A 25,240-nucleotide genomic window follows, 5' to 3' on the forward strand; every position below is an offset into this window, starting at 1 on the left:
TGGTCGGCGGGGTGCCGCGGCCGACAGCCTAGACCGGTGGAACCTGTTGTCCACCGATCGGTGGACCCGACCATGAAGCGGAAGCGCCGTCCGCCGGACCGGAGGTCTCGGAGCCTACTCTCGCCGCCGCGGCCAGGTAGGCCAGCACCAGGGGCCGCTCGTCGTCCCGGCGGGCGGCCACCGCCAGATGGGAGGGGGAGATGCCGCGGACCGGTACGGCGATCACATGGTCTCGGACGAGCAGTGGAGCGTTACCGGTGGCCAGCAGCGCCACACCCTGGCCGTTGGCGACGGCCTCATGGGTCTCTTCGGCGCTGGCCACCACGCCGCCTATCCGTGGCGCGTGGCCACCTCGGGCGTCCAGGGCCAGCCAGTAGTCCCGCAGCGGGCCGGCCTCCGGGGGAAGGGCGAGGAAGGGCTCGTTGAGGAGATCGGCGAAGTCCACCGCTCCCTCGCGATCGGCCGCGGCCCGCTCCGCCAGGGGGTGCCCCAGCGGGAGCGCCACCAGGCGTGGTTCCCGGGCAACGACGACGTACCGGTAGCGGTGGCCGTCGGGGAGGGGAAGCCAGACGAAGGCGACATCGCTGGAACCGTCCGCCAGCCCGGCGCCGGGGTCGGCCCAGTTGACCTGCCGCAGGACGGGGCGTGCGTCCGGGTGCTGGGAGACCAGCCGGGTCCTCAGGGCGGGCAGCAGCCCGCGGCCTGGGCTGGTGGACATGCCGATCACCAGCGTGTGGCGCTCGGCGGCCCTGGCCTCCTCCACCGCCGCCGCGGCGGCCTCCCACGCGGCCAGTACGCCGCGGGCGTGCGGCAGCAGGGCTTCCCCTACCGCGGTCAGCCGCACCGCCCTCCGGTCCCGGTGGAACAGCCTCGCGTCCAACTGCTTCTCCAGCATCCGTATCTGCTTGCTGAGCGCGGGCTGGGAGACGAACAGCCGCTCGGCCGCCCGCGTGAAGCTCAACTCCTCGGCGATCGCGGCGAAGTAGCGCAGATCGCGTCCATGGACATCCATAACTCATGGCTATCACAACAGATCTTGGACGCGATCGTTGATCACGACGAAGGATGGGGGCTGTCGGCGGGGAGGTCCCGGACGACGGTGGACGAGGGAGACGAAGAGATGACCGAGAACAGCAAGGTCTGGCTGGTCACCGGCGCGAGCAGCGGTTTCGGGCGAGCCATCGCCGAGGCCGCCCTCGCCGCCGGTGACACGGTGATCGGTACGGCCCGACGGCCCGAGGCGCTGGCCGACCTGGTCGCCGCGCACCCCGACCGGGTGGAGGCGATCAGCCTGGATGTCACCGACGGCGAGCGGATCGACGCGGTGGCCGGTGACGTTCTGGCTCGCTACGGGAGGGTGGACGTGCTGGTGAACAACGCCGGCCGCACCCAGGTGGGTGCCTTCGAGGAGACCACCGACCAGGAGCTCCGCGACCTGTTCGAGCTGCACGTTTTCGGACCGGCACGGCTGACGAGGGCGTTGCTGCCGCAGATGCGCGAGCGGGGCAGCGGATCGATCGTCAACATCAGCAGCTTCGGCGGACAGATGTCCTTCGCCGGCTTCTCCGCGTACAGCGCCACCAAGGCGGCGCTGGAGCAACTGTCGGAGGGCCTGGCCGACGAGGTGGCCCCGTTCGGCATCAGGGTGCTCATCGTGGAGCCCGGGGCGTTCCGCACCAACCTGTTCGGCAAGGGCGCGGCCTACTTCTCCCAGGAACACCCGGCGTACGCGGAGAAGGTCGGCGCCACCCGGAAGCTGGTGCAGGGCGGCGACGGCACCCAGCCCGGAGACCCGGCGAAGGCCGCCGCGGCGATCCGGCTGGCCTTGGACGCCGAGAACACGCCGCTGCGGCTCGCCCTGGGCGGCGACGCGGTGGACTTCCTCGTCGGCCACCTGGACTCGGTGCGGGCCGAGCTCGCCGCGTGGGAGGAGGTCTCCCGGGGGACGGACTTCGACGCGCGGTGACGGTCCCGGGCGGCGCGGGACCCGTCGCTGCGGGCGGAATCCGCTGTGATCGACGTCGGGGAGTCCGGTGGAGTGGTTTTACGCTCGTGAAACACGTCTGACGGACAATCCGCAGCGTGAAGATCAGACAGGTCGCCTGGGAAGACGCCGATGCGATGAGGCTGCGGGCGCGGCAGCGAGCCGAGATCGCCGTCCGCTATGGCACCGAGGACAGTGAGCCTGGTGTGGCGCCGTCCGCTGCGGACGTCGCGGTGTTCTTCCTCGCTCACGACCATGACGGCGTGGCCGTGGGGTGCGGAGGGCTGCGTGATCTCGGGGCGGGGGTGGGCGAGGTCAAGCGCATGTACGTCGAGCCGGATCGGCGTGGCTCACACGTCGCGACGCTGGTTCTCCGCGCGCTGGAGGACTGGGCGCGCGCTCGGGGTTGGACCCGACTTCGGCTGGAGACGGGAGACCGCCAGCCCGATGCCGTGCGCTTCTACAGCCGCTCCGGATATGAGCGGATCCCGAACTTCGGCGCGTACGCGGGCGTGGAGTCCTCGCTGTGCTTCGAGCGGCTGCTGTAGCCGACACCGCCGCGTTGGTGGTGGACAGTGGTTCACCGCCGTGGTGTCACGGCCTCTGGTGGGGACGTCGCCTGACCCGGAGGCCGCGCCGTGGGGGAGGGCGGCTGGGAGGCTGATGGACGGCCGGCCCGCACCACCACCTCGGCCCCGACGGTTCCGGCCGGTTTCCCAGGGGAGAGGTGCTCGTGGGTGTGGGTCAGGGCGTCTCAGCTGTGGGGTGGGGCTGCTCGCGTGGTTTTCGCCGCGGCAGATGGCGGGTGAACGGGAACGCGGCGAGGGTGATGGCCGCGGTGACCAGGACTGCCGCCTTGAGTGCCTGGATCTGTGCGTCGGCGTATGCGTCGACGATGGCGTCGGCCTCGGACGGCGGCAGCCCGGCGCGCGTGGCGGCGGCCCGTACCTGGTCGGTGCTCACGAAGCTGACCCCGGCCTGCAGGGCGATGCTGGTCTGCTCCTGCGCCGCTTCGGAGATGTCGGGGTGGCTCTCGATCCGGGTGGTGAACGCGTTGACGAGGGCACCGATCAAGAGGGCGCCGATGAGCGCGGTGCCGAGGGATGAGCCGAGGTTCTGGGCGGTGTACTGCAGACCGCCGACCTCACTGCGACGGGCTTCCCCGACGCTCGACTGGGTCACGTTTCCCAGTTGGGAGGCGAGGAGGCCCATACCGAGTCCCAGCAGGGCCATCGACAGGGCGAAGGACAGCGTGTCGATCTGTGGCTCGACGGTGGCCAGAAGCCACAGGATCGAGGCGAGCAGCACCAGAAGCGCGAGCCGTACCACCGTACGGGGGCTGGCGACACGCCCGAGGAGGGGGCCGCTCATGGCGGACACGAGCATGGTGACCGACACCGGCAGCAGTTGGACGCCGGTTTCGAACGCGTTGTATCCCTGGACGATCTGCAGGTAGAGGGGGATGGTGAAGAACAGGCCGAGCAGGATGAGGTTCTGGCACAGCAGCATGGTCAGGCCCGCGCGCAGGGGTGGGACGGCGAGCAGCGAGAACTGGATGAGGGGCTCGCGTCCCTTGCTGTGCTGGTGTCTTTCCCACTCTCGGAAGAGCCAGAGGACGACGGCACCGGCGGCGATGACGAAGAGGGTGAGGCTGAACCCGAAGACGGTGACCGGAGAGTTCCGGGGCCGCAGCCACCCCCAGGAGCTGCTCTGCAGGACGCCCAGCACCACGAGCGCCAGACCAAGGGCGGACAGGAGGGCGCCGACGACGTCGAGCCGGGGCCGCGGACCGGTGCGCGGCTGGTCGGGGATCCACCCGATGCAGCACAGCATGGCCACGACCAGCACGGCCTCGCCGGCGAACACCAGCCGCCACGTCAGGTAGGTCGTCACCCAACCGCCGACCAGCGGCCCCACCGCGATGCCGGCTCCGGCGAGGCCACCGATGACCCCGTAGGCGACCGCCCGGTCCCGGCCCCGGTACGCCCCGGCCACCAGGGCGGCCAGGGCGGGCAGGACCAGCGACGCGCCGAGCCCCTCGATGACCGACCAGCCGAGGGCCAGCACCGGCAGGACCGGCGCTACCGCCGTCAGCGCGGAACCCACGCCGTACACGACCAGTCCGATGGCGAACCCGCGCCGGCGTCCGAGCATGTCGCCGAGCTTTCCACCCGTGATCATGAAGGCGGCCATGACCAGGGTGTAGAGCGTGATGACGCCCTGGATCGCGGTGACGTCCGTGTCGAAGTCCTCGACCAGCTGGCTGATCGAGACGTTCATCACCGATGTGTCCAGGACCATCAGGAACTGTGCCGTCCCCAGGACGATCAGGGCTCGCCAGCGCCGCACCTCGTCACCTCCGGGCAGTTCCGCCGCGGCCGGGGAGAGGCGTGCACGGCACCTCACCTCAAGGGAGCACAGATGGGGTCCGAGGTCGGGCATTCGGCATGCCCGGCGAAGCCGCGCCACCCGGACGGGTGCGCGTCGGGTGCGTGGCGCAGGGCCGCGTACCGCCTCTCAGTGGGCGGTTCGTGACTCTTTGAGTGGATCTGCTGTCGCCTGATGGTGTGGCGGCGGGGCGGAATCTGCCGGTCCGCGGTTGGTGATCTGGTGATGTGACCGGGTGAGTGAACGCAAGCCGTATCCGAGTGACTTATCGGACGAGCAGTGGTCGTTGATCGAGCCGGTGATCACCGCGTGGAAGGACCGGCACCGTTCGGTCAGCGGCCACCAGGGTGCCTACGACATGCGGGAGATCGTGAACGCGATCCTTTACCAGGGGCGGACCGGCTGCCAGTGGGCCTATCTCCCGCACGACCTGCCGCCCAAGAGCGCGACCTACTACTACTTCGCCGCCTGGCGGGACGACGGGACCGACCAGGTCATCCATGAACTCCTGCGCTGCCAGGTCCGTGAACGCGCCCGACGATTAGAGGACCCGACCCTGGTGGTCCTGGACACCCAGAGTGTCCACGTGGCCGCCGGGGTCCCCGCCTCCACGAGCGGCCACGATCCGGCCAAGCGGGTGCCCGGCCGCAAGCGGGGTCTTGCCGTGGACGTCCTCGGCCTGGTCATCGCGGTCGTCGTCCTCGCCGCGAACACCCACGACAACGCCGCGGGCATCGTCCTGCTGGACCAGGTCGCCGAGCACGCCGGCGGAAGCGTCCGCAAAGCCCTGGTCGACCAGGGCTTCAAGAACCAGGTCGTCGAACACGGCGCCGGCCTGGGCATCGACGTCGAGATCGTCGCACGCAACCCGCAGGACAAGGGGTTCGTGCCGCAGCCGAAGCGGTGGAGGGTCGAGCAGACCTACGGGATCCTGATACTGCACCGGCGCCTGGTCCGCGACTACGAGCACCGCCCCTCCTCCTCCGCCTCCCGCGTCTACTGGGCGATGACCCACGTCATGACCCGACGCCTCACCGGCGCGAACGCCCCCACCTGGCGCACGGCGCAGGCGGTGGCAGCGTGAACATCCAGCCCCTGCTTGACGCCCTGGACCTCCAGGAAGACGCCGCCCGGGCCCTGGCCAACGACCTCCGCGCACAAATCAACGACCTGCAGACCCGGCTGCGGGAGGCCGAGATGCACCTGGAGCACCTCGCGATCACCCGCAAGACCATCACCGGCCTCGCCGACCGGCTCCCCGCATCCCCGCCGGAACTGCCCGAGCACCCGGACTACCCCCGCATCCTCGCCGCCTTCAACCACGCGACCGGGCCGCTACGGGCCAAGGACGTCTGCGAAGCCCTCGGCCACGAACTGCTGCCGAAGAACGTCGAAGGCACCCGCGCCAAGCTGAAACGCCTGGTCAAACTCGGGATCCTCACCGAGGCCGACACCGGCAACTTCGCCAGGAAGCAATAGCAGACGGAACCTCCACCAGCGACCTTGCCCCAACCTCAACCGGAAACGGACATCACCTCACGAACCGCCCACTCAGAAGTCGCCCTGTGAGGGTTCCCAGACCGAGCAGTCGTGGGCGAAGAGCACGCGTCGTGGGTCGAAGTCGGCGAGTCGGTCCAGCCAGGACCGATAGGGGGGAAGCGGCTGTTTCACGCCGTCAAGAGCCGCTTGGCGGGCGAGGTGGTCTGAGGCGAACTGGGATGCGAAGTCGTGCGCCTGGCCGGCGAGGATCACGGAGCCGTCGCCTTGCCGAAGGACCAGGGACTGGTGGCCCTGGGTGTGTCCCGGTGTCGGAATGATCCAGACTCCCGGCCAGATCTCGGCCTCGCCGGTGAGTTCCTCGTATGTCGCGCCGGGAAAGTCGATCAGCTCGTCCACCGTGTAGCCGCCGCGGCGGGCCGTGGCCAGCTCCACGTCCTGGACCAGGATGGGCTTCCTGGCCAGGAGGGGATTCCCGCCGCAGTGGTCGAAGTGCAGGTGGCAGTTGACCACGAGAGAGATGTCGTCGGGGGCTGCCCCGGCTGCCGACAGGGCGTCCGGCAGCGCTCGGCGGTGGGGCCGGTAGTGGGCTTCGGTCCCGGCATCGGCGGTGCCGATGCCGGTGTCGAAAAGGATCAGACCTCGGTGGTGCTGGACCAGGTAGGCCAGCGCGGGTTCCACCCGCGGTTGCGGGCCGCCCGTCTCCGATGCGGGCCGGATGAAGTACCCCAGGTCCAGTCGACGGACCGTCATGTTCTGCCCCATGCCGTCATCCTCGCAGGCGGTGCCCCGCCGTCCAGTCGGTTTGCCGAGAGCGGAATGACCATCGGCGTCTGGTCGCCCAAGGGCGGTTCCCTGGGACCGGTGTGGGGGACTGCTGCGCCGCGCTTCCGGAGGGGGCTCCGGGAGACGGCCTCACCGGCTTCGAGGGGCGAGCCGGCCAGGGCGCCGGTCTACGTCGGGGGCCCTGATCGTGTGCTCCTCTGGGGACGCGCCGGTGGATGTCGTGGGGGAGGGGCAGAGGTTCGTTACTTGTAGGGGGTGACCGTACCGATCGTGCTCGCCGCCGCAGGGGTTGCTCTTCTCGTCTTCGGAGCCCTGGTCCTGCTCCGGTTCCCCGACAAGCCCGGGGGCACGATCCAGGCGACGTTCGGCGGCCAGGGGATCCAGGTCAGCTCGCTCGGAGCCGGGCTGCCGATCATGGTGATCGGGGCGACTCTGCTGGTACTCGCGGTGTTCACCCCCGTGTCGGACCGGCGTGGCCCTTCGCCCGAGGGGGGCGGGTCGCCGTCACTGGTCGGCCCCAGCGGTTCCCGCGTGTGCCCGGACCGGCTTCTCGAGGATGTCGAGGAGCAGCGGGTGAGCACGGTGGAGGAGGGCGTGATCGATCAGACGGTCCTCGGGCCCGATCAGTCGCTGTCCGGAGTGTTCGGCATCCGGTTGAACGACGATGGCACTCCCGTCGGGGCCATCCGGCTGCGGTTCTCCCCGGACAGCCAGGTCTTCAAGGTCGGCGCTGTGGCGGATGCCACGTGTACCCGAGTCGAGGACTTCGCCAACGACACGCGGGGCGGTGACAAACATGTCCTCCAGAACTGGGATTCCCTGCGGTTGCGCCTTGACGGCCGCTCCTTCGTCCTGCGGCTGGGTGCCGGCGGTGGGGAGGTCACGGGTAATTTCAAGGGTGTGGCGTCGTAAGGCACGGGCCCGGTGCATGCGCAGGACGGCGAGGGCCTGCCGGGTACGCGTCCATGGAAGACGGTCTGCGAACGGCACCGGCTGTGCTCTGGCGACGGGACATGGACACTGCTCCAGCGGTTTCAGGCCGCGGCGCCTCGCCCTCCCGTGCCGTCCCCGTCGCCGCGCCGACGCCGACTCACGGACGGGTGATGGCCCGCTCCAGCAGGCCGTGAAGGAGGCGCTGCTCCTCGGGGGTGAGGCCGGACAGCGGGGAGTCCACGGCGAGCAGTTCGACGAGGCGTTCGCGCAGTGCGGTGCCCTCGGCCGTGAGGACGAGATGCTTGGCACGGCGGTCGGTGGGGTGCGGGCGGCGCTCTACCAGCCTCTGCTTCTCCAGCTTGTCGACGACGAAGGTGGTGTTGGACGGCTCGCAGCTCATGCGTTCGGCGAGCTCCCGCATGGTCACCGGACCGCTCATCTCCCGCAGTGCGGTCGCCTGGGACGCGGTGAGGCCCAGGGTGGCGGCGCGCTCACGTCCAGCAGGATGGAGACGGCCCAGCCTGGCGGCCCCTGGACGCCTGACCCGCCGACGCCGCGCTCACACCGAAGGGGCGGACCATGAAACCGCGGAGCCGCCCCTTCACCGTCCGCCCCCCCCAGGCCGGCGACTCACCGCCCGCATGCCCAGGCCGGCGACTCACCGCCCGCACGCCCAGGCAGGTGACCAGGGTCGCCGACCCCGCGCGGCGCGAGGCCGCGAGACGATCCACCCGGACACCGCCTCGGGGTCCGGCGGCGATCGCCACCCTGCGCGAGTGGGGTCGCCGACCGCCCGACCCGCCCGGAGGTCGCATGCTCCCTCACCGGGAGGAAACCCCGACCTGGACATGAAGGTCAACGGAACGCGGCGACGTTCTCCGAGGCCCACTGCCGGAAGGGACGGGCCGAGGCGCCGGTGACACGGGAAACCGTGTCGCGCACCGTCGACAGCTCGTCGTTGACGTCCCCACCCGTGACGTCGAGCACGGCGTCCGCTGCCTCGGCCCCGAAGACCGCGACCATCCGCGCGTGGGCCTGCTCCCGGCTGATCTCGGAGAAGTCCAGGGCACGCCCCAGTGCGCTCGCGATCGCCGCGACCTGCTGCCTGGGGGTCACGCGCTCGGGACCGGTGAGCGCATAGGTTCGTCCCTGGTGGTCGGGCTCGGTCAGAGCCACCCGTGCCACCGCGGCGATGTCCGCCGGGTGGATCGTGGGCAGGGCGACGTCCCCGTACGGCGCGTGGATGGCCTCTCCCTCACGCACGGCCGTCGCCCACATCAACGTGTTCGACGCGAACTGTGTCGGCCGCAGGACCGTCCACGCCATCCCGCTTTCCTTGAGCAGCCGTTCAACCTCCCGATTCCCTTGAGCCGGGCCCAGGTGCGGATGCGTCTGCACGGTGATCGATGACAACAGCACCACATGCTCGACGCCCGCATGCCGGGCGGCCTGGAGGATCTCGGCATCCGGACCCAGATGGGGCACGAGGAACAGCGAGCGCACCCCCTCGAACGCGGGCTTCCACGACGTCGGGTCCGCCAAGTCCCCCTTCATCGCCTCAACACCTTCGGGAAATCGGGCCTGTGTGACATCGCGCGTGAGCGCCCGCAGCGGCCCGACCCCGCTGGCGTGCAACTCGTCGAGCAACACACCACCCACGTTGCCCGTGGCCCCGGTCACCAGAATCATGAGCGTTCCCCTCTCCTTACCCGTTGGTCATCTGAGCATCACGCTAGAAGCTCAACCGCACTTCAGGTCAAGGCGTCCCGTCGAGCGCCACCTCGTGGTCGAAGGCGCCTCCCGCGGCCTCCACTTCGGAGAGGTTGATCCGGCGCAGGGGGCGGGGGCGGGGGCGGGGCAGTGCCCACGGTCAGATGTCGAGGAAGCGGACGTCCTTGGCGTTGCGCTGGATGAAGTGGCGGCGGGCTTCGACGTCCTCACCCATCAGGACGGAGAAGAGGTCGTCGGCGACGGCCGCGTCGTCGAGGGTGACCTGGCCCAGGACCCGGTGGTCGGGGTCCATGGTGGTGACGCGCAGTTCCTCGGCGTTCATCTCGCCCAGGCCCTTGAAGCGCTGGATGGAGTCGTCCTTGATCCGGCGACCGTCATGACGCCCCTGTTCCAGGAGCATGGTGCGTTCGCGGTCGGAGTAGGCGTATTCGACGTGGTCCCGGCTCCACTTGATCTTGTACAGCGGGGGGCGGGAGAGGTGGACGTGCCCGGCCTCCACCAGCGGCCGCATGAAGCGGAACAGGAAGGTGAGCAGCAGGGTGTTGATGTGCTGGCCGTCGACGTCGGCGTCCGCCATCAGGATGATCTTGTGGTAGCGGAGCTTGGCGATGTCGAAGTCCTCGTGCACGCCCGTGCCGAACGCGGAGATGATCGCCTGGATCTCCTGGTTGTGCAGAACTTTGTCGATCCGGGCCTTCTCCACGTTGAGGATCTTGCCGCGGATCGGGAGGATCGCCTGGTACTGCGGGTTGCGGCCGGATTTGGCCGAACCGCCGGCGGAGTCTCCTTCGACGATGAAGATCTCCGACATCGCCGGGTCGTTCGACTGGCAGTCGGACAGCTTGCCCGGCAGCGCCGCCGTTTCCAGCAGGCCCTTGCGACGGGTCAGGTCGCGCGCCTTGCGGGCCGCGACCCGGGCTGTGGCCGCCTGGACGGCCTTGCGCACGATGCCCGCGGCCTCGTTCGGGCTGCGGTCGAACCAGTCGGTCAGATGCTCGTGGACGACCTTCTGTACGAAGGTGCGCGCCTCGGTGTTGCCGAGTTTGGTCTTGGTCTGGCCCTCGAACTGCGGCTCGCCGAGCTTGACCGAGATGATCGCGGTCAGGCCCTCGCGGATGTCCTCGCCGGAGAGGTTGGCGTCCTTCTCCCGCAGCAGCTTCTTCTCCCGCGCGTAGCGGTTGACCACGGTGGTCAGGGCCGTGCGGAAGCCCTCCTCGTGGGTGCCGCCCTCATGGGTGTGGATGGCGTTGGCGTAGGAGTACACGCTGTCGGTGTACTGGCTGTTCCACTGCAGCGCGACCTCGGCCGACAGCAGCCGTTCCGGGTCCTCGGCGGCGATGGTGATGACCGAGGGATGGACCGGCTCGCCCTTGCGGGCGTTGAGGTAGACGACGAAGTCGGTGATGCCGCCGTCGTAGCGGTAGGAGACCGTCTTCGCTGCCGGGTCCGAGTCGACTTCGTCGGCCGCGGCCGTCGCGCGCGCGGAGGGCCGTTCGTCGGTCAGGGTCAGGGTGAGCCCGCGGTTGAGGAAGGCCATCTCCTGGAAACGCCTGGCCAGCGTCTCGAAGGAGTATGCGGTGGTCTCGAAGATGTCGCCGTCTGCCCAGAACGTCAGCGAGGTGCCTGTCCGGGAGGTGGCCTCGTGGCGGGCCAGTGGGCCGATGGGGGCACCGTTCCCGTAGTCCTGCGTCCACCGATGACCGTCGGTCCATATCTCCGCCGACAGCCTGGTCGACAGCGCGTTGACCACCGACAGGCCCACACCGTGCAGACCACCGGAGACCGCGTACCCGCCGCCCCCGAACTTCCCGCCCGCGTGCAGCACGGTCAGCACCACCTCGACGGCCGGCCGCTGCTCCACCGGGTGCGTCCCCACCGGGATGCCGCGACCGTTGTCGACCACCCGCACGCCGCCGTCGGCCAGGATCGTCACGTCGATCCGGTCGGCCACTCCCGCGAGTGCCTCGTCCACGGAGTTGTCCACGAGCTCCTGCACGAGGTGGTGCAGCCCTCGCTCTCCCGTGGAGCCGATGTACATCCCTGGCCGCTTGCGTACGGCGTCCAGGCCCTCCAGAACAGTGATCGCGTTGGCGTCATACGACGCCGCGCCCACGTGGCCGGGCTGCTGGGATCCGGGAGTATCGGTGGCGGTGCGAGTGTCGTAAGTGGTCACAGATGCTCTCTTTCGGGCATGGCGGACCGCGCTCCCGCACCACGGTGCGGGAGCGGCCGGACAGCTGGCGGAGACAGGGCACGGCAGCCCAAACAGGGGCCCGGACGCCAACGGGCCTCGGGACCGTTGACTGCCGGAACGTTGTCCACGATACGGGAGATGCCCCTTGCTGGAGGGGTGAGAGAGCCTCTATGTGCCACCCTGTGCCCCGAACTCCCATGGCTTCGATCCCCCCTGCCTGGACTCCTTGAAAACGCGTCAGAGTGCCACTCGGGGGCTTTCTTGGCGCCTTGCCGCGTAGGGCCCCAGGTGCTATTTCCGGCGTACCCCTCCGCGGTCATCGGTGGCGCCGAGTCAGGCCGCCAGTCAGCAGCGGACGTTCACGGTTGCCGATGGTCGATGGTGCTGGCGAGCTGGTCGGCGTACTCCGTCGGGAGCGGCTTGAGCTGGGCGTGAGGGTGTTCGTTCGGTCCCGGGGGTGCGAGGCGGTGGGCGATCGGTTCCCGGTGCCTGCGGTGCCGTAGATGGTTTGCCGTGCCGGCGGCCGGGGTGGTGGGTGAGCCATCGGGCGGTGTTCCGCCTATTACGACACGGCGAGCATAAAACCAGCCATAAAAATATGGCGAGTCTATGCATAAGTTTGCGGTAGTGTTGGGGATGGAGGTGGAGGATGCCGACCGAGGATGAGTTGTTCGCGGCCGTGGACGCGCTGCTGGAGGGCGAGCCGGAGCTGCCGTCCCCGGCGGAGCGCGCGCGACTGCGCGAGGCGGCCGGTGTCACGCAGGGCCGACTCGCGCAGGTGCTGCAGACGTCGACGCAGACGGTGAGGAACTGGGAGGCGGGACGCTCGGAGCCGCGGCCACCGCGCCGTCAGGCGTACCAGCGGCTGCTGGACGGCTGGGCGGCCAAGTACACCGAGCCCGCTGACACCAAGCCCGAAGCGTTGCCGGTGCCGGAGACGTTCGCCAGCCCGGCAACCCCAGCGGCGGAGGAGGCGCAGCCGCAGGAGCAGGCGTCTGGCGCCGCGGCGGCTGCGGTTGTGACTGCTGCTGAGAGCGCCCAGCCTCGTCCCGCCGCCGTTCCCGCCCCGGCCGCCGCATCGCGCACCGCCAGGCCGTCGTCGACCTCGCGTCGCCCGGGCGTGAAGAAGGCCGCCCCGGCCGGCACCCCGACGTCCGGCGGCGCGTACGCGCACGGTCCGCTGCTCGTCATCGACGCCGGCACCGACCGGAATGTCACCGGCTACGGCGTCGGCGGCCTGCTCCTCGACGTGCCCGCCAAGTCCCTGCCCGCGCTGGTGGAGTGGACGCTCGCCGAGGCGCGGCTCGGCACGGAGAAGCTGCACGGCTCCGGGAAGGACGCCGACCCGTTGCTGGTGCTCACCCCGGCGGCGTGCGAGCGGTACGGGCTGCCCGTGGAGCTGTCCGAGGGGGAGCGGCTCGCCGGGCGGATCCCGGAGAACCACACGGTCGTCAAGCAGCTCGACCGGGCCGACTGGCAGCTCACCAAGCGTGGGCTCGGGCCGTGGGCGCGCATCTACCGACCCGCGCAGGGCCGCCGGCGGCAGTGCGTGCAGCTGTGCATTCCGTCGTGGCACGCCCTGGACGACCGTGCCTGGGGCCACGCCGCGCGGTTGGAGCCGGCGGAGCTCGCCCGGGTGCTGGGCGTCTACGCGACGCGGGTGATGACGCCGGTCGGGTCCACCGCCGTGACGGGCCTGGAGCTGATGACCGCGCTCAACCCACCCACGAGGGCGAGTGAGCCGGACGAGAACGGCAAGCGACACCCCGAGCACCGCCCCGGCTCGCTCGGCGTGCAGCCGATGGACCCGGCGCCGTGCGAGGCGACCGACGGACACCCGGTCCTGGCGGACCTGCCCCGCTTCCACGTGCGCGGCCCGGACGAGAAGCTGTTCGAGGAGGCGTACGACTGGGCGCGCGAGCTCACCGACGAGGAGTGCATGCGGCGCCACCTGGTCGGCATCGACGTCAACCTCGCCTTCGGCGCGGCCGCGAACGGCGCGGTCGTCGGCCTGTCGACGCCGCCCGAGCACGTCACCCACCCGACCTTCGACCCGACGCTGCCCGGCGCCTGGCTGGTCGACCTCTCCCACATCGACCTCTCCCGCGTCCTGGTCGGCAAGCAGTGGCGCCAACTCCAGGGCGACCTGCTGCCCAGCCCCTTCACACCCACCGGCGAGCGCCCGACCGGCCCCGCCTGGTACGCCACACCCACGGTCGCCTACGCGGTGGAGCTCGGCTACGACGTCGCCCCGCTCGAAGCGTGGGTGCGCCGAGAGAAGGGCAAGCCCCTCGACGGCTGGTACAAGCGACTGCGCGACGCGTACGTCCACACCATGGGCGACCTCGACGTCGGTGAGAAGCTGCCCCCGGCGGAGTTCCTGGCGGCCATGGACGGCTACAAACAACGTGACCCGGAACTGGCGATCGTCCTGAACGCCATCAAGATGACCACGAAGGGCGGCATCGGCAAGCTGCGGGAGAAGGCCCGCGGTGGCGGCTGGCGCCCAGGGCAAGCGTGGCCGGCCCTCGCCCGGCCGACCTGGCGCCCCGACATCCGGGCCGCCGTCATCTCCCGCGCCCGGATCAACATGCACCGCAAGATGCTCCACCTCGCCGCGGCCACCGGCCGGTACCCGGTCGCGATCCTCTCGGACTGCGCCGTGTACGCCGCCGACGGTCCCAGCCCGCTGGACGTCCTGCCGTACGACGCCGACGGCAAGACCGTCCCGGGCTCCTTCCGACTCGGCGTGTCGCCCGGGATGGTCAAACACGAGGGCACCCAGACCGTGCTGTGGGGCGCGGCGGTCCACGAGCAGCTGGACGGGGACGGCAAGGTCGCCAACCTCGCCCGCTACATCAAAACGGGCGAGATCACCGCCAAGGACACCGGAGAGTAGGAGACGAGGTCGATGGCCACCGTCGGGGAAGGGCTCGACAAGGCGGTCCAGGGCGCGTTCACGCGCCCCATCCCGAAGTCCGCCGGCGCCCAGATGCGGTACCTGGTCAGGCAGCACAAGGGCAGCACCAAGCAGGTCGCCCAGCTACTCGACATCACCCAGCGCACCGTCGAGCGGTATGTGAAGGACCAGATCAAGAAACCCCGGCCGCACCTCGCCGCCCGCATAGAGCGGGAGGTCCGCCGCCGGTGGCAGCCACAGGTCCGAGCCAAGGCCAAGCAGGCCGCGGCCACGACCGGCGGCATCATGATCGACACCCGCGCCCGCTTCGGCTTCACCGCCGCCCCCGGCAGCACCGATGACGCCCGACTACGCCACCTCACCCTGGCCCTACCCCCGCGCCACGCCGCCCGCCTCTTCGACGCCCAAGAGGCCGGCGCCACCGAGCAGCATCTGCAACAGATCGCCGCGGAGGCCCTGGGCGAGGTCTACTTCCGCGACGACGGGCGCCGCGCCCACGGCTTGGAGGTCGAGCTCACGGACCTCGAACACGTCGAGTTCGACCTGTAGGCGGCGGTCACACGACGCGGCTTCGGCCCACCGGTGACTGAGGGCTCCACTTGGCGGGTGAGCGCCTGAGTCGGCGACACCGAGTGTGAGGGGCGGCGGGTACCGGCCCTGCGCCAGCTGATCAGTCGGCGGCGACGGCCTCCACCGCGGTGGGGACGAGCACGACCTCCTGGGGGGTCCAGCAGTCCGAACGCTCGGTCGCCACGTCGGCCGTGCACCAGCGGCAGACGAGGTTCGGGCCGTCGCAGCCGTCCAGGCCGCAGCAGCCGTTCCGCCGTCCGCGCAGCGAGGTGAGCTCGGTGCCGTGCACATCGGCCCGGGCCAGGACGATGCCGTTCAACCCCGCGCGCTGGAGTCCCAGGGCCGCCCCTGTGGAACGTGGCCGGAAGACTCGCTCCCCGGCCTCCGGCGGATCGTAGGCGAAGGTGCCCGGACGCATCCGCGGCGGGCACCCCTCGTCCTTCGGCAGCGCGTACGGCACCGGGGCGCTGTCCGCATCGGGCAGCGGCACCTCTCGTACGGGTGCGGTGACATCGCCGTGACAGCGGCGGCAGCGGAAGACGACCATGCCTGCCATTGTCCGCTCCCGAGCGAGCCCGGCGCCTCCCGATTCGGGGGGTCCCTCTCGACCGGGACAGGGGAGCCACGTTGGCGGCGCGGTCCCCTCTGTCCCGGCGGCGCACAAATATTCGGTTGCCTGTTGGCGATGGTGGTGGATGCAATGTCCGGCATGATCACGCAGGTGCGCTCGCCGCGGCGAGATGAGATCGACGCGTACCACCGGGTCTTGCCATTCGGCGATCTGGGCAACCTGCGACCGGATCGTCACGCGGGAGACGTCAACGCATGAATACGTCACCATCGTCATCCGAAGCGAAGCGGACTGACGGTTCATCAGTGCGGATCGGCGCTCTCGTTCCGCTGACTCGGCCTGGCTGGGTCGAGGCAGGCCAGCACCTGCTCGCTGGACTCGAGATGGCCGTTCGCGATGTCAATGACGCCGGCGGGATCGTCGGAAGGCCACTCGAGCTGGTGGTCCGAGACACCGCGGCTGATCCACAGAAGGCTGCGGCGGCCGTAGACGAACTGGCTCGCCTGGGGGTGGCCGCCTTGGCGGGGGAGTACCACAGCGTCGTCGCTCGCGCCGCTGCCGCCAGGGCGGACGCCCTCGGCGTGCCGTTCCTCTGCTCGTCGGCGGTTCTCGACGCGCTCACCGAACAGCCGACTGAATGGGTCGCGCGCCTCTGCCCGGCGCAGTCCCACGGCTGGCAGATCTACGCGGACTTCCTCCTCAGCGCGGGCCACAGTCGAATCGCCGTAGCGGCCCAGCCGAGTGTCTACTGGGCATCCGGAGCCCGCATTCTGCGGGACTACCTCGCTCCACGCGGCGGCACCGTCATCGAACTCGACATGGGCGCGCTCGCCCCCACGACCGTGTGCGACGAACTCGTCCACCATGGCGCGACGGCCCTCCTCCTTCTGACCGGCCACCCGGAGCCGGCAGTGTCGATCGTCAAGTCTGTCCGCCGCGACCAGCGCCTCACCGAGATCATGATCGGTGCTCCGGCCGGGCAACCGGAGTTCGCCGAATGGGCGGCACTCCTGGGCGACGACGGCTCAGCGATCCCGTTCTTGCGCTACCTGCCCGAGCGTCTCAGTCGCCTCGGTGCACGCGTCGAGTCGGCCCTCCTCGAGCGGCTGGGCGAAGCGCCTTCCTTCGTCGCCTTCGAGGGCTACGACACGGTCACCGTCCTCGCCGATCTGCTGCGTTCTCACGGCGCGGACCGGGCGCGCATCGCCGAATCCTGGCCGCGCGTGGCAGTCGAAGGCACCCGCGGGCAGATCCGGTTCTCCCGCACGCCGGGCATCAGCGTCTGGCAATGGGCTTGGACGTCAGTCCAAGTCGTCGATCGGGATCCGGCGGACCTCCATCGCTTTCGGATCCTTCGCACCAGCTGAGACCACGGCGATTCGGGTGCGCACCGGGTCAGTCCCGGGGCGGGTGCGGCTGGACCAGGGACGGGGTGTCGTTGCCGCTGGCGTTGGGCCTGGTAGTGCCGTACGGGCGCAGGCCCCAGAGCCGGGAGCGCACCATCGTCGCGGCTACCGACGGCCTGGCTAATGGATCAGGGCATTCGCACTGATGATCACTAGGCCGATCAACATATCGAGGCATCCTGCCCGGCACGAGGACGGCCACCTGTGCCCAGCGGTGCGGGCGGCCGAAGTGCCCAAGCCGAACAAGGCGACGGTATTGAACAGCAGGGCAGCGTCTACAGCCGTGGCCTCTGCCCACCACCCGGCTACCGCGGCAAGCAGCATGCCCACCGTGGGCAGCACGGCGGCGACCAGTGGCCACTCGGCGAGCACCGACCGAAGCCTGCTCGGGGTGGCTGCCCCGTCGACGGACGCACGCTGGGCGATGACGTGCGCGTACCCGTGGGCGGCACTCGACGCCAGCGCGGTGAGCAGTACCCACAGCGCGTCCGAACCGGGATCGGCCGTCTCGCCCGTCGCGTCCAGCGCGGCCACCATGGCGCTGGCCAGCACCAGTCCGTAGATGCCACTGAACAGCCACTGCTCCGGCGGCCGTCGCCGCAAGGTCCCCGTTGGTGCGACGCCCTCGGGGCCGTCATGGTCAGCGCGGTCGGGCATCGCATCGCCTCGGTGCGGGAAGAGGGCTGGGTCTGCACATGCTCACCCGCGTGACGTCACGGAACACGACGCCACGCGAGTGAGCATGATTGTTGTGCCTGAAGGGGGGTCAGGGTGCCGGTGTCGGATGCCGTGCCGGTAACGGCCGGCACGGCATCCCACTGGCTCAGCGTCCCACGACACCCGGACGGCGATCACCGCGCCCCACGTCCGCCTCCAAGTCCTGGTCCCCGAGTTGGCCGGCCCCGCCCAGCAGACCGCCGATGCCACGTACGCCCTGCGCAATGCCACCGGCAGCGCCGAGCTGGACGCCCTGCGACGTACGGCCAAGGAAGCGTCCGCGGCCTTCATCGCTGCGGCCGCCGCGCTGCTGAACCCCCACCACCGCTGATCGCCCCGAAGGAGGCCACCGTGACGAACACCTCCCCGAACCCCGCCGAGACGCTGGCCGGGGCCGGGGCCGGGGCCGGGGCCGGGGCCGGGGCCGCGGTGGCGGGCCGGCCGCGCCCGCCCTCGCCCCGCGCCATCGAACGCCGCGGTGACGCTCCGCATGGGGCGACCGCTCTGGCCACGGGCGTGCCCCGTGCCGCGAGAAGATCCGAGCGCGACCCGTCAGCGACGTCGGCGGGTGTTGAGCCGGGCGGCCTGGCGCGTCAGGTGGTCGCGCTCGGCCAGGTTGGGTGCCTTGTGAGCGGCCTCGGCGTACAGCCGTGCCGCCGTCGCCAGGTCGCCGTCGCGCTCGTGGAGGTACGCCGCCACCGCGGCATGGCGAGGCAGTGAGGCGTCCAACTCGGCGAGCGCCGCCAGGCCGGCGCGCGGTCCGTCGGCCTCGCCGACGGCGACCGCGCGGTTGAGCCGGACGATCGGGCTGTCGGTCAGGCGCGTGAGCTCGTCGTACCACTCGACGATCTGCACCCAGTCGGTCTCCTCGGCGGTGGACGCGTCGGCGTGGAGTGCCGCGATGGCGGCCTGGGCCTGGAACTCGCCCAGCCGGTCGCGGGCCAGGGCGGTCTGGAGGATCCCGACGCCCTCGGCGATCAACGCAGTGTCCCACCGGCCGCGGTCCTGCTCGGCGAGCGGCACCAGGCTGCCGTCGGGCGCGGTGCGGGCGGCGCGTCGAGCGTGGTGGAGCAGCATGAGGGCGAGCAGCCCGGCCACCTCGGGGTGGTCGACGGCGGCCGCGAGTTGCCGGGTGAGCCGGATGGCCTCGGCGGCGAGGTCGACATCGCCGGAGTAGCCCTCGTTGAAGACCAGGTAGAGGACGCGCAGCACGGTGGCGACATCGCCGGGCCGGTCGAATCGCACGTCGGAGACGGTGCGCTTGGCCCGGCTGATCCGCTGCGCCATGGTCGCCTCGGGCACCAGGTAGGCCTGGGCGATCTGGCGGGTGGTGAGCCCGCCGACGGCGCGCAGGGTGAGCGCGACCGCGGACGCCGGTGTCAGCGACGGGTGGGCGCACAGGAAGTAGAGCTGGAGCGTGTCGTCCGCCGCGGGCGCGGGCCCGGGCGCCGGCTCCTCCTCGAAGCGGTCCTCACGCCGGCGGCGGGCGGCGTCGGCGCGCGTCGCGTCGAGGAACTTGCGCCAGGCCACGGTGACCAGCCAGCCCTTGGCGTCCCGTATGGGGTCTCCCCTGCTCGAGCGAAGCCGAGAGCTTGGGGAAGGGTCGGCCGGCCACACCCGGAGCGCCTCGACCAGAGCGTCCTGCACGGCGTCCTCGGCCGCCGCGAAGTCGGCTCCGCGGCGGACGAGGACGGTGAGCACGCTCGGCGTGAGGCTCCTGAGCAGGAGCTCGTCCATCGGTGACGTCATTCCGTGAGACGTCATTCCGTGATGGTGGGCGGTGCGGTCAGGAAGGGGCGCACCTCCAGCCACTCGTGGATCGGCCTGCCGCCGGCCCCCGGCGCGGCCGACAGCTCCCCGGCCAGCTCGACGGCCCGCTCGTAGCTGTCGACGTCGATGATCATCCAGCCGGCGATGAGGTCCTTGGTCTCCGCGAACGGTCCGTCGGTGACCGGCGGGCGCCCCTCACCGTCGTACCGGACCCACGCTCCCTCGGGGGCGAGCGCCTGACCGTCGACGAACTCGCCGGTCCTCTCCAGCCGGGCCGCGAAGTCGTTCATGTACTGCACATGCGCCGAGATCTCCTCCGGCGTCCACTGGTCCATCGGCACGTCGTTGATCGAAGCCGGGGCGCCGCGGTAGTGCTTGAGCAGCAGATACTTGGCCATCGTGGCCTCCTCGGTGCTGGTGCGACCCATTGTGGTCGCGTTCACCCCGGGGACGGAGCCGGACGCGGGTTCTCGACATCGCCGTCCGATTTTTTTGAGCTCTACGGACGAGCCTGGGCGAGCCGTCTCGCGGCGTGCGGGTCCTGGTCGTCGGCGCCGCGCCTGCGCCACGTACGCCCGAGCCGGTCCCGACGGCCGCAGCCGCGGCCGAGACGCCGGCGAGGGCTGGAGGAACGGTTTTCTGCGGGCTACCGGAGGGCACGCGCCGCGCACCAGGCTGTCGCCTCCACTTGGCCGTGAGCGACGTGCCGGCCCCGATCGCGGCGGCCCGCGCCCAGCGCCGCCTGGCTGCGGCCACCAAGGAGGCCGCGCTGCGCCGGGCCGTGCTGGGCGCGCCGCCTCGTCGCGCGGCCGGACTGCGGCCAGGACCAGGCGGGCCGGGCTCCGTGAGACGTGCGGCTATCGACTCCGGACCGAGGTCCGGAGTCGAGGTCCGGATCGGGGAATCCGACATGGTCGCGGCCACCTGGTCCGCCGACGGGGACGACGCGACTGACGTCGCTGTCGTCACCGCCCGGGTTCGGGCGGCGGTGGAACCGAGTCGCAGCCACCCGAAACGCGTTCCGGGGCTCGGGCCCTTTCCGCGCGAGGTCCGCCGTCAGATCCGACCGGCGCGCGGGGGGCCGTCGTCGTGTGAGCTGTCCGCTTCGTGTTCCCTGATCGCTGCCTCCACCAGGGCTCGTGCCGCCCAGGTGATGGCCTCCTCTTCGGCCTCCGGGCCAAGGCCGCGGACGTCGCGCAGAGCGATCTGCGCCTCCCAGCCGACCACGATGGTCAGGGCCGAGATCAGCCGCTGGTACGACTCCTGGCTCAGGGTGCCGCGGAGAGGTTCGCAGGCCTGCTCCAGCCATTCGATCCGGCGGGGGCCGCGGCGCGGGGTGGCCGGCTCCGGGGTTTCGCTCGCCGGTGGATCGACGGTCAGGCGGATCAGCCGGCGGCCAAGGGGAAGCGACTGCGGTGAGTACTTCAACAGCGTCCTTATGAGGGCGTCCACCCGGGCTGCGGGGTCGTCGGAGATCGAGGGGTCGGCCAGCGCCTCCTCGACCGGAGGCTCGTTGAGCGCGCCGGCGGTCGCGTCGATCAGCAGGTGGTCGAGGCTCGGGAAGTAGGCGTAGACCGTCCGCCGTGACACGTCGGCGGCGGCCGCGATCTCGTCGATGGACGGCGTCGCTCCGCCGGCGCTCAGCCGGACCGCCGCGTCGACGATCGCCTTGCGGGTGCGGCGGCGCTGCGCTTCACGGCCACCGCGGCGGACTGGATCGTCACTGGTCATCGTGCCCTGTCGCTCCCCGGGTCGGATTGGCGGGGCCTTGACGCCCCCTCAGGGAATAAGTATATCTTCATGCAGTCGCTGCACAGCAGTGCAGTAATTGCACGGACATGAACCTAGCTGTTGCGCAGGTCACATAGCCGTACCTGTCACAGAAACCGGGCCGTCGGTGTCTTGAGGCCGAACCCCTTGAAGCGGAGGACACACCATGAACGAGAACACCCATGTGGTCGTGATCGGCGGCGGGTACGCCGGCGTCATGGCGGCCAATCGCCTCACCCAGCGCGGCGATGTCACGGTGACGCTGATCAATCCGCGCCGGAGCTTCGTCCACCGGATCCGTCTGCACCAACTGGTGGGCGGGACGGACGGCGCGGTCGTCGACTACCGGGAGGTCCTGGGCAAGGGTGTCCGGCTGGTGGTCGACACCGTGACCGAGATCGACGCGGCCGGGCGCAGCGTGAAACTGGCGTCCGGCGGCACGGTCGGCTACGACTACCTGGTCTACGCGGTGGGCAGTGGCAGCGCCGATCCGAACGTGCCGGGGGCGGCCGAGTTCGCCTACCCGATCGGCACCTTCGAGGAGGCAGGGCGGCTGCGGCCGGTCCTCGACGCCGCGCCCGCGACGGCCGCGGTGACGGTTGTGGGCGCCGGTCCGACCGGCATCGAGACCGCCGCCGAGCTGGCCGAGCAGGGCCGCGCCGTCACCCTGGTCTGCGGTGGAGTGCTCGGCCCGTACCTGCACCCCCGGGGCCGCCGCTCGGTGGCCCGGCGCCTGGCCAGGCTCGGGGTGACCGTGCTCGACGGCCCTGACACGAGGGTGACGGCGGTGACCCGTGATGCCGTCCGGCTCGGTGGCGGCCGCGAGCTGCCGAGTACGGTGACGATCTGGACCGTCGGCTTCGGCGTACCGGACCTGGCCGTACGCAGCGGGCTGAGCACCGACACCCTGGGTCGCCTGCTCACGGACGAGACGCTGACCAGCGTGGACGATGCACGCATCATCGCGGCCGGGGATTCGGCGGCGCCGTCGGGCCTGCCGCTGCGGATGAGCTGCCAGGCCGCGATGCCGATGGGCGCGCGGGCCGCCGACACGGTGCTCAGCCGGATCGCGGGGGAGCAGCCCGAGACCCTCAACCAGTCCTTCGCCGCCCAGTGCATCAGCCTGGGCCGGGGCGACGGCATCTTCCAGTTCGCCAACCGGTCCGACGTCGCGGTGTGGTTCAACATCGACGGCCGCCTGGGCGCGAAGCTCAAGGAGACCGTGTGCGTGGGCGTCGTCAAGCACTTGGCCGACGAGGCGGGCAAGCCCGGTGGGTACCGCTTGCACCGTATCTCGGGAGGGCCCGCGCGACAGCGGCTGCTGCAGGCCAAGCAGGCCGAGGCGCCGGCCACCGCGCAGCGGGCAGGGGTTTGAGCGAACGCCCGCCGACACAAAGGACCTTGACGAGGATGCACACCCAGAGGGCTCAGGACCGGACATGAACGACCCCGCCACCGACCCCGCCACTGCCCCGGCCACCGACCCCGCCACCGAGGCGTTCGTCGCCCACCGCAACCTGCTCTTCACCGTCGCCTACGAGATGCTCGGATCGGCGGCCGACGCCGAGGACGTCCTGCAGGAGACCTGGCTGCGATGGGTCAAGGTCGATCTGGGGCAGGTGGGCAACCAGCGCGCCTACCTGGTCCGGATCACGACCCGGCAGGCGCTGAACCGGCTGCGCACCATGCAGCGCCGCAAGGAGGCGTACGTCGGCTCCTGGCTGCCGGAGCCGCTGCTCACCGCGCCCGACGTCGCCGAGAACGTCGAGCTCGCCGAGAGCGTGTCGATGGCGATGATGCTCGTCCTGGAGACGCTGTCGCCGACCGAGCGCGCCGTCTTCGTCCTGCGCGAGGCCTTCGACCTCGGCTACGACGAGATCGCCGCCGCCGTCGACAAGAGCACCGCGGCCGTCCGCCAGATCGCGCACCGCGCCCGACGGCACGTCGATGCCCGCCGCCCCCGCCAGGCTGTCTCCCCGAGCATGACCCGGGCGGCTGTGGAGTCGTTCCAGCGCGCGCTCCAGACCGGGAACCCGCAGGACTTCCTCGACGTGCTCGCCCCGGAGGTCGTCCTGGTGGGCGACGGGGGCGGCATCAAGCAGGCCGCGCTGCGCCCGGTCGCCGGCGCCGACAAGGTGACCCGCTTCATGGTCGGCGGCCTCGGCAAGCACGGGCGCCGGATCACCGTAGCCCCCACCGTGGTCAACGGCAGCCCGGCACTCCTCGTCCACCTGGACGGCGAGATCGACGGCGTCATGGCGATCCACGTCGAGGACGCCCGCATCACCGGCCTCTACTACGTCCGCAACCCCGAGAAGCTCTCCCACGTCGCATCCGAAACCCCCCTCACCCTCCGCTGAACACAGGCTCCCCCGCCCGCCGTCGTGCCCACCCCGCCGGTGCCCGACACGGCGGCGACGGCGGTCACCCTGCCCCGGACCACAGACAAGCCCCAGGTCGCTGACCTGGGGCTTCGTCATGGAGCGGATGACGGGAATCGAACCCGCGCCATACGTCCTTCACGGTCGTCCCCACGAGCGGAGGACTCTCGGTGCGGTAAGCACCGTGGAGGGAGCCGGTCCGCACCGGCGCGGTGGCTGACCACCCGTCACCGCGGCTCCGCTCAACCGGGGCGGATGTTCTTGTTGTGGTGGAAGGCGTTGTCGGGGTCGTACTTGGCCTTGACCTCGGCCAGTCGCCGGTAGATGCGATCGCCGTAGGCCTCGCGAACGCGGCTGGTGTCGTCATCGGAGTCGAGGAAGTTGACGTAGACGCTGTCGGCGCGGTGCGGTTGGAGGGCGTGGAGGAACCGCCGCGCCCACGCGGTCTCGGCTGCGGCGTGCTCGCCGGACTCGTCAGGGAGCCACACGCCGTCGATGACGATGTTATGGGTCACGTCGCGACCGGCGTAGGCGGTGGCGTCGTGGGGGACCCGGGCGACGGCGCCACCCATGTGGAACATCGCCGAGTACGACCGGGGCGAGCCGCCGCTGTAGGCGTGATCGGCGATGACGGCGATGGCGTCGTCGGACAGGTCGGCGAGGTCCGTGGACTTCCAGTAGTAGTGCCATCCGTGGAGGACGGTGTCGTCGAGGGCGCCCTGGAAGGCGACGTACGGGGTGGGCGCGATCAGGTCCACAAGCGGCCTCCCCAGCCGGCGGAGCGCCCGTACCGCGCACTCGCCGTCCTCGATGGCGCCGGCGTAGCAGCAGACGACGGCGATGGCCGGCCGCCAGTGCAGCTCCTCGGGGATGACCGGCAGTGGGGGGATGGTCCCGAGCCTGACGACGGTCCCGAGCTCGTCGGGTGCCTCGGCGGCGAAGTCCCGGTAAAAGCGCAGCACGTCGGTGGTGTCGTCGGCCGCCCAGAAGACGGGGCCGGCGATCACGGTCGGGCCGACGGGGTGCAGCGCGAAGCGGAACATGGTGACAACGCCGAAGTTGCCGCCGCCGCCTCGCAGCGCCCAGAACAGGTCGGGGTGCTCGTCGGCGGAGGCCCGAAGGATGCTGCCGTCGGCGGTGACCACCTCGGCGGCCAGCAGGTTGTCGACGGTGAGCCCGTGTGCGCGCATGAGGAAGCCGATGCCACCGCCGAGGGTGAGCCCGGCGACACCGGTGTGGCCCACGATGCCGCCGGTGGTGGCCAGACCATGGGCCTGCGTCTCGTGGTCGACGTCGCCCCACAGGGCGCCGCCCTGTACCCGGGCGGTGCGGTCGGCGGGGTCGACCCCCACGGCCCGCATCGCCGCGAGGCTGATGACGATCCCGTCGTCGCACACCGCGGTGCCTGCCACGTTGTGGCCCCCGCCCCGTACCGCGATCTCCAGGTCGTGGTCGCGGGCGAAGCGCACGGCCGCGGCCACGTCGGCGGTCCCGCCACATCGGGCGATCAGCCGGGGGCGCCGGTCGACGGCCCCGTTCCACACGGCTCGGGCGGTGTCGTAGTCGGGGTGGTCAGCTGTGATCAGCCGGCCCCGGAACCCGCCGATCTCCATGGCGATCGC

General features: G+C 70.9%; 23 protein-coding genes and 1 pseudogene. 12 read left to right on the plus strand and 12 right to left on the minus strand.

The window, feature by feature from the left end; all coding sequences use genetic code 11:
• Window positions 1-28: 28 nt before the first annotated feature.
• Window positions 29-1,012 (minus strand): LysR family transcriptional regulator, encoded by a 984-nt coding sequence (locus tag LRS74_RS32645; protein ID WP_277744398.1) that lies wholly within the window; start codon window positions 1,010-1,012, stop codon window positions 29-31.
• A gap of 108 nt (window positions 1,013-1,120) precedes the next feature.
• Here LRS74_RS32645 and LRS74_RS32650 point away from each other — a divergent pair, with 108 nt between their 5' ends.
• Both LRS74_RS32650 and LRS74_RS32655 read left to right on the plus strand, forming a co-directional pair.
• Entirely contained in the window at window positions 1,121-1,966 is an 846-nt protein-coding gene (locus tag LRS74_RS32650; protein ID WP_277744399.1) for an oxidoreductase, read from the plus strand.
• Between the two features lie 116 nt (window positions 1,967-2,082).
• Complete coding sequence (locus LRS74_RS32655) at window positions 2,083-2,532, plus strand: GNAT family N-acetyltransferase (RefSeq protein ID WP_277744400.1); 450 nt, start codon at window positions 2,083-2,085, stop codon at window positions 2,530-2,532.
• A 196-nt stretch (window positions 2,533-2,728) separates the two neighbouring features.
• Here the strand turns inward: LRS74_RS32655 and LRS74_RS32660 are convergent, their stop codons facing one another.
• On the minus strand, window positions 2,729-4,333 hold the full coding sequence (locus LRS74_RS32660) for an MFS transporter (RefSeq protein ID WP_277744401.1): 1,605 nt from the start codon (window positions 4,331-4,333) through the stop codon (window positions 2,729-2,731).
• Between the two features lie 274 nt (window positions 4,334-4,607).
• Between LRS74_RS32660 and LRS74_RS32665 the strand changes: the two genes are divergently transcribed.
• Together LRS74_RS32665 and LRS74_RS32670 are read left to right on the plus strand one after the other, a co-directional pair.
• Entirely contained in the window at window positions 4,608-5,456 is an 849-nt protein-coding gene (locus tag LRS74_RS32665) for an IS5 family transposase (RefSeq protein ID WP_277741837.1), read from the plus strand.
• Window positions 5,453-5,851 carry a hypothetical protein gene (locus tag LRS74_RS32670; protein ID WP_277741838.1) on the plus strand — a complete coding sequence of 133 codons (399 nt, stop codon included), beginning with the start codon at window positions 5,453-5,455 and terminating at the stop codon, window positions 5,849-5,851. The genes LRS74_RS32665 and LRS74_RS32670 overlap by 4 nt, the downstream gene beginning before the upstream one ends.
• A 72-nt stretch (window positions 5,852-5,923) precedes the next feature.
• Here the strand turns inward: LRS74_RS32670 and LRS74_RS32675 are convergent, their stop codons facing one another.
• Complete coding sequence (locus tag LRS74_RS32675) at window positions 5,924-6,634, minus strand: N-acyl homoserine lactonase family protein (protein ID WP_277744402.1); 711 nt, start codon at window positions 6,632-6,634, stop codon at window positions 5,924-5,926.
• A 276-nt stretch (window positions 6,635-6,910) separates the two neighbouring features.
• On the opposite strand from LRS74_RS32675, the gene LRS74_RS32680 reads away from it, so the two are divergent.
• Window positions 6,911-7,567 carry a hypothetical protein gene (locus LRS74_RS32680; RefSeq protein ID WP_277744403.1) on the plus strand — a complete coding sequence of 219 codons (657 nt, stop codon included), beginning with the start codon at window positions 6,911-6,913 and terminating at the stop codon, window positions 7,565-7,567.
• 178 nt (window positions 7,568-7,745) lie between these two features.
• Here LRS74_RS32680 and LRS74_RS32685 read toward each other — a convergent pair.
• The 3 genes and pseudogenes from LRS74_RS32685 to gyrB all read right to left on the minus strand — a co-directional run.
• A pseudogene (locus LRS74_RS32685) lies at window positions 7,746-8,066 on the minus strand (MarR family transcriptional regulator); the annotation flags it as partial.
• Between the two features lie 377 nt (window positions 8,067-8,443).
• Window positions 8,444-9,277: an NAD(P)H-binding protein gene (locus LRS74_RS32690; RefSeq protein WP_277744404.1), complete on the minus strand. Its 834-nt coding sequence runs from the start codon at window positions 9,275-9,277 to the stop codon at window positions 8,444-8,446.
• Window positions 9,278-9,458: 181 nt separating this feature from the next.
• The gene (gene gyrB / locus LRS74_RS32695) at window positions 9,459-11,492 is read right to left on the minus strand and encodes a DNA topoisomerase (ATP-hydrolyzing) subunit B (RefSeq protein ID WP_277744405.1); all 2,034 of its coding nucleotides are present in this window, start codon (window positions 11,490-11,492) and stop codon (window positions 9,459-9,461) included.
• A 670-nt stretch (window positions 11,493-12,162) separates the two neighbouring features.
• On the opposite strand from gyrB, the gene LRS74_RS32700 reads away from it, so the two are divergent.
• Both LRS74_RS32700 and LRS74_RS32705 read left to right on the plus strand, forming a co-directional pair.
• On the plus strand, window positions 12,163-14,412 hold the full coding sequence (locus LRS74_RS32700) for a helix-turn-helix domain-containing protein (RefSeq protein ID WP_277744406.1): 2,250 nt from the start codon (window positions 12,163-12,165) through the stop codon (window positions 14,410-14,412).
• 12 nt (window positions 14,413-14,424) lie between these two features.
• Window positions 14,425-14,982, plus strand: a complete 558-nt coding sequence (locus LRS74_RS32705) for an XRE family transcriptional regulator (protein ID WP_277744407.1) — start codon at window positions 14,425-14,427, stop codon at window positions 14,980-14,982.
• Between the two features lie 121 nt (window positions 14,983-15,103).
• Here LRS74_RS32705 and LRS74_RS32710 read toward each other — a convergent pair whose 3' ends face one another.
• The gene (locus tag LRS74_RS32710; protein WP_277744408.1) at window positions 15,104-15,559 is read right to left on the minus strand and encodes a hypothetical protein; all 456 of its coding nucleotides are present in this window, start codon (window positions 15,557-15,559) and stop codon (window positions 15,104-15,106) included.
• A 123-nt stretch (window positions 15,560-15,682) separates the two neighbouring features.
• Here LRS74_RS32710 and LRS74_RS32715 point away from each other — a divergent pair, with 123 nt between their 5' ends.
• Both LRS74_RS32715 and LRS74_RS32720 read left to right on the plus strand, forming a co-directional pair.
• Window positions 15,683-15,832: a hypothetical protein gene (locus LRS74_RS32715; RefSeq protein WP_277744409.1), complete on the plus strand. Its 150-nt coding sequence runs from the start codon at window positions 15,683-15,685 to the stop codon at window positions 15,830-15,832.
• On the plus strand, window positions 15,829-16,941 hold the full coding sequence (locus tag LRS74_RS32720) for an ABC transporter substrate-binding protein (RefSeq protein WP_277744410.1): 1,113 nt from the start codon (window positions 15,829-15,831) through the stop codon (window positions 16,939-16,941). Before LRS74_RS32715 ends, LRS74_RS32720 begins: the two co-directional genes overlap by 4 nt.
• Before the next feature lie 159 nt (window positions 16,942-17,100).
• Here LRS74_RS32720 and LRS74_RS32725 read toward each other — a convergent pair whose 3' ends face one another.
• Window positions 17,101-17,637, minus strand: a complete 537-nt coding sequence (locus tag LRS74_RS32725; protein ID WP_277744411.1) for a hypothetical protein — start codon at window positions 17,635-17,637, stop codon at window positions 17,101-17,103.
• A 235-nt stretch (window positions 17,638-17,872) separates the two neighbouring features.
• Between LRS74_RS32725 and LRS74_RS32730 the strand changes: the two genes are divergently transcribed.
• Complete coding sequence (locus tag LRS74_RS32730; protein WP_277744412.1) at window positions 17,873-18,028, plus strand: hypothetical protein; 156 nt, start codon at window positions 17,873-17,875, stop codon at window positions 18,026-18,028.
• A 221-nt stretch (window positions 18,029-18,249) separates the two neighbouring features.
• On the opposite strand, the gene LRS74_RS32735 is transcribed toward LRS74_RS32730, so the two are convergent.
• The 3 genes from LRS74_RS32735 to LRS74_RS32745 all read right to left on the minus strand — a co-directional run bounded on the left by LRS74_RS32735 (window position 18,250) and on the right by LRS74_RS32745 (window position 21,198).
• Window positions 18,250-19,434, minus strand: coding sequence for a DUF6596 domain-containing protein (locus tag LRS74_RS32735; protein ID WP_277745038.1), 1,185 nt, complete (start codon window positions 19,432-19,434; stop codon window positions 18,250-18,252).
• A 23-nt stretch (window positions 19,435-19,457) separates the two neighbouring features.
• On the minus strand, window positions 19,458-19,865 hold the full coding sequence (locus tag LRS74_RS32740; RefSeq protein ID WP_144385189.1) for a YciI family protein: 408 nt from the start codon (window positions 19,863-19,865) through the stop codon (window positions 19,458-19,460).
• 658 nt (window positions 19,866-20,523) lie between these two features.
• Window positions 20,524-21,198, minus strand: a complete 675-nt coding sequence (locus LRS74_RS32745) for a TetR/AcrR family transcriptional regulator (RefSeq protein ID WP_277744413.1) — start codon at window positions 21,196-21,198, stop codon at window positions 20,524-20,526.
• 205 nt (window positions 21,199-21,403) lie between these two features.
• On the opposite strand from LRS74_RS32745, the gene LRS74_RS32750 reads away from it, so the two are divergent.
• Both LRS74_RS32750 and LRS74_RS32755 read left to right on the plus strand, forming a co-directional pair.
• On the plus strand, window positions 21,404-22,612 hold the full coding sequence (locus LRS74_RS32750; RefSeq protein ID WP_277744414.1) for an FAD-dependent oxidoreductase: 1,209 nt from the start codon (window positions 21,404-21,406) through the stop codon (window positions 22,610-22,612).
• A 64-nt stretch (window positions 22,613-22,676) separates the two neighbouring features.
• The gene (locus LRS74_RS32755) at window positions 22,677-23,597 is read left to right on the plus strand and encodes an RNA polymerase sigma-70 factor (RefSeq protein WP_277744415.1); all 921 of its coding nucleotides are present in this window, start codon (window positions 22,677-22,679) and stop codon (window positions 23,595-23,597) included.
• Between the two features lie 263 nt (window positions 23,598-23,860).
• On the opposite strand, the gene LRS74_RS32760 is transcribed toward LRS74_RS32755, so the two are convergent.
• On the minus strand, window positions 23,861-25,231 hold the full coding sequence (locus LRS74_RS32760) for an FAD-binding oxidoreductase (RefSeq protein WP_277744416.1): 1,371 nt from the start codon (window positions 25,229-25,231) through the stop codon (window positions 23,861-23,863).
• Between the last annotated feature and the right edge of the window lie 9 nt (window positions 25,232-25,240).

It is taken from the genome of Streptomyces sp. LX-29, assembly GCF_029541745.1.
Taxonomy (GTDB): domain Bacteria; phylum Actinomycetota; class Actinomycetes; order Streptomycetales; family Streptomycetaceae; genus Streptomyces.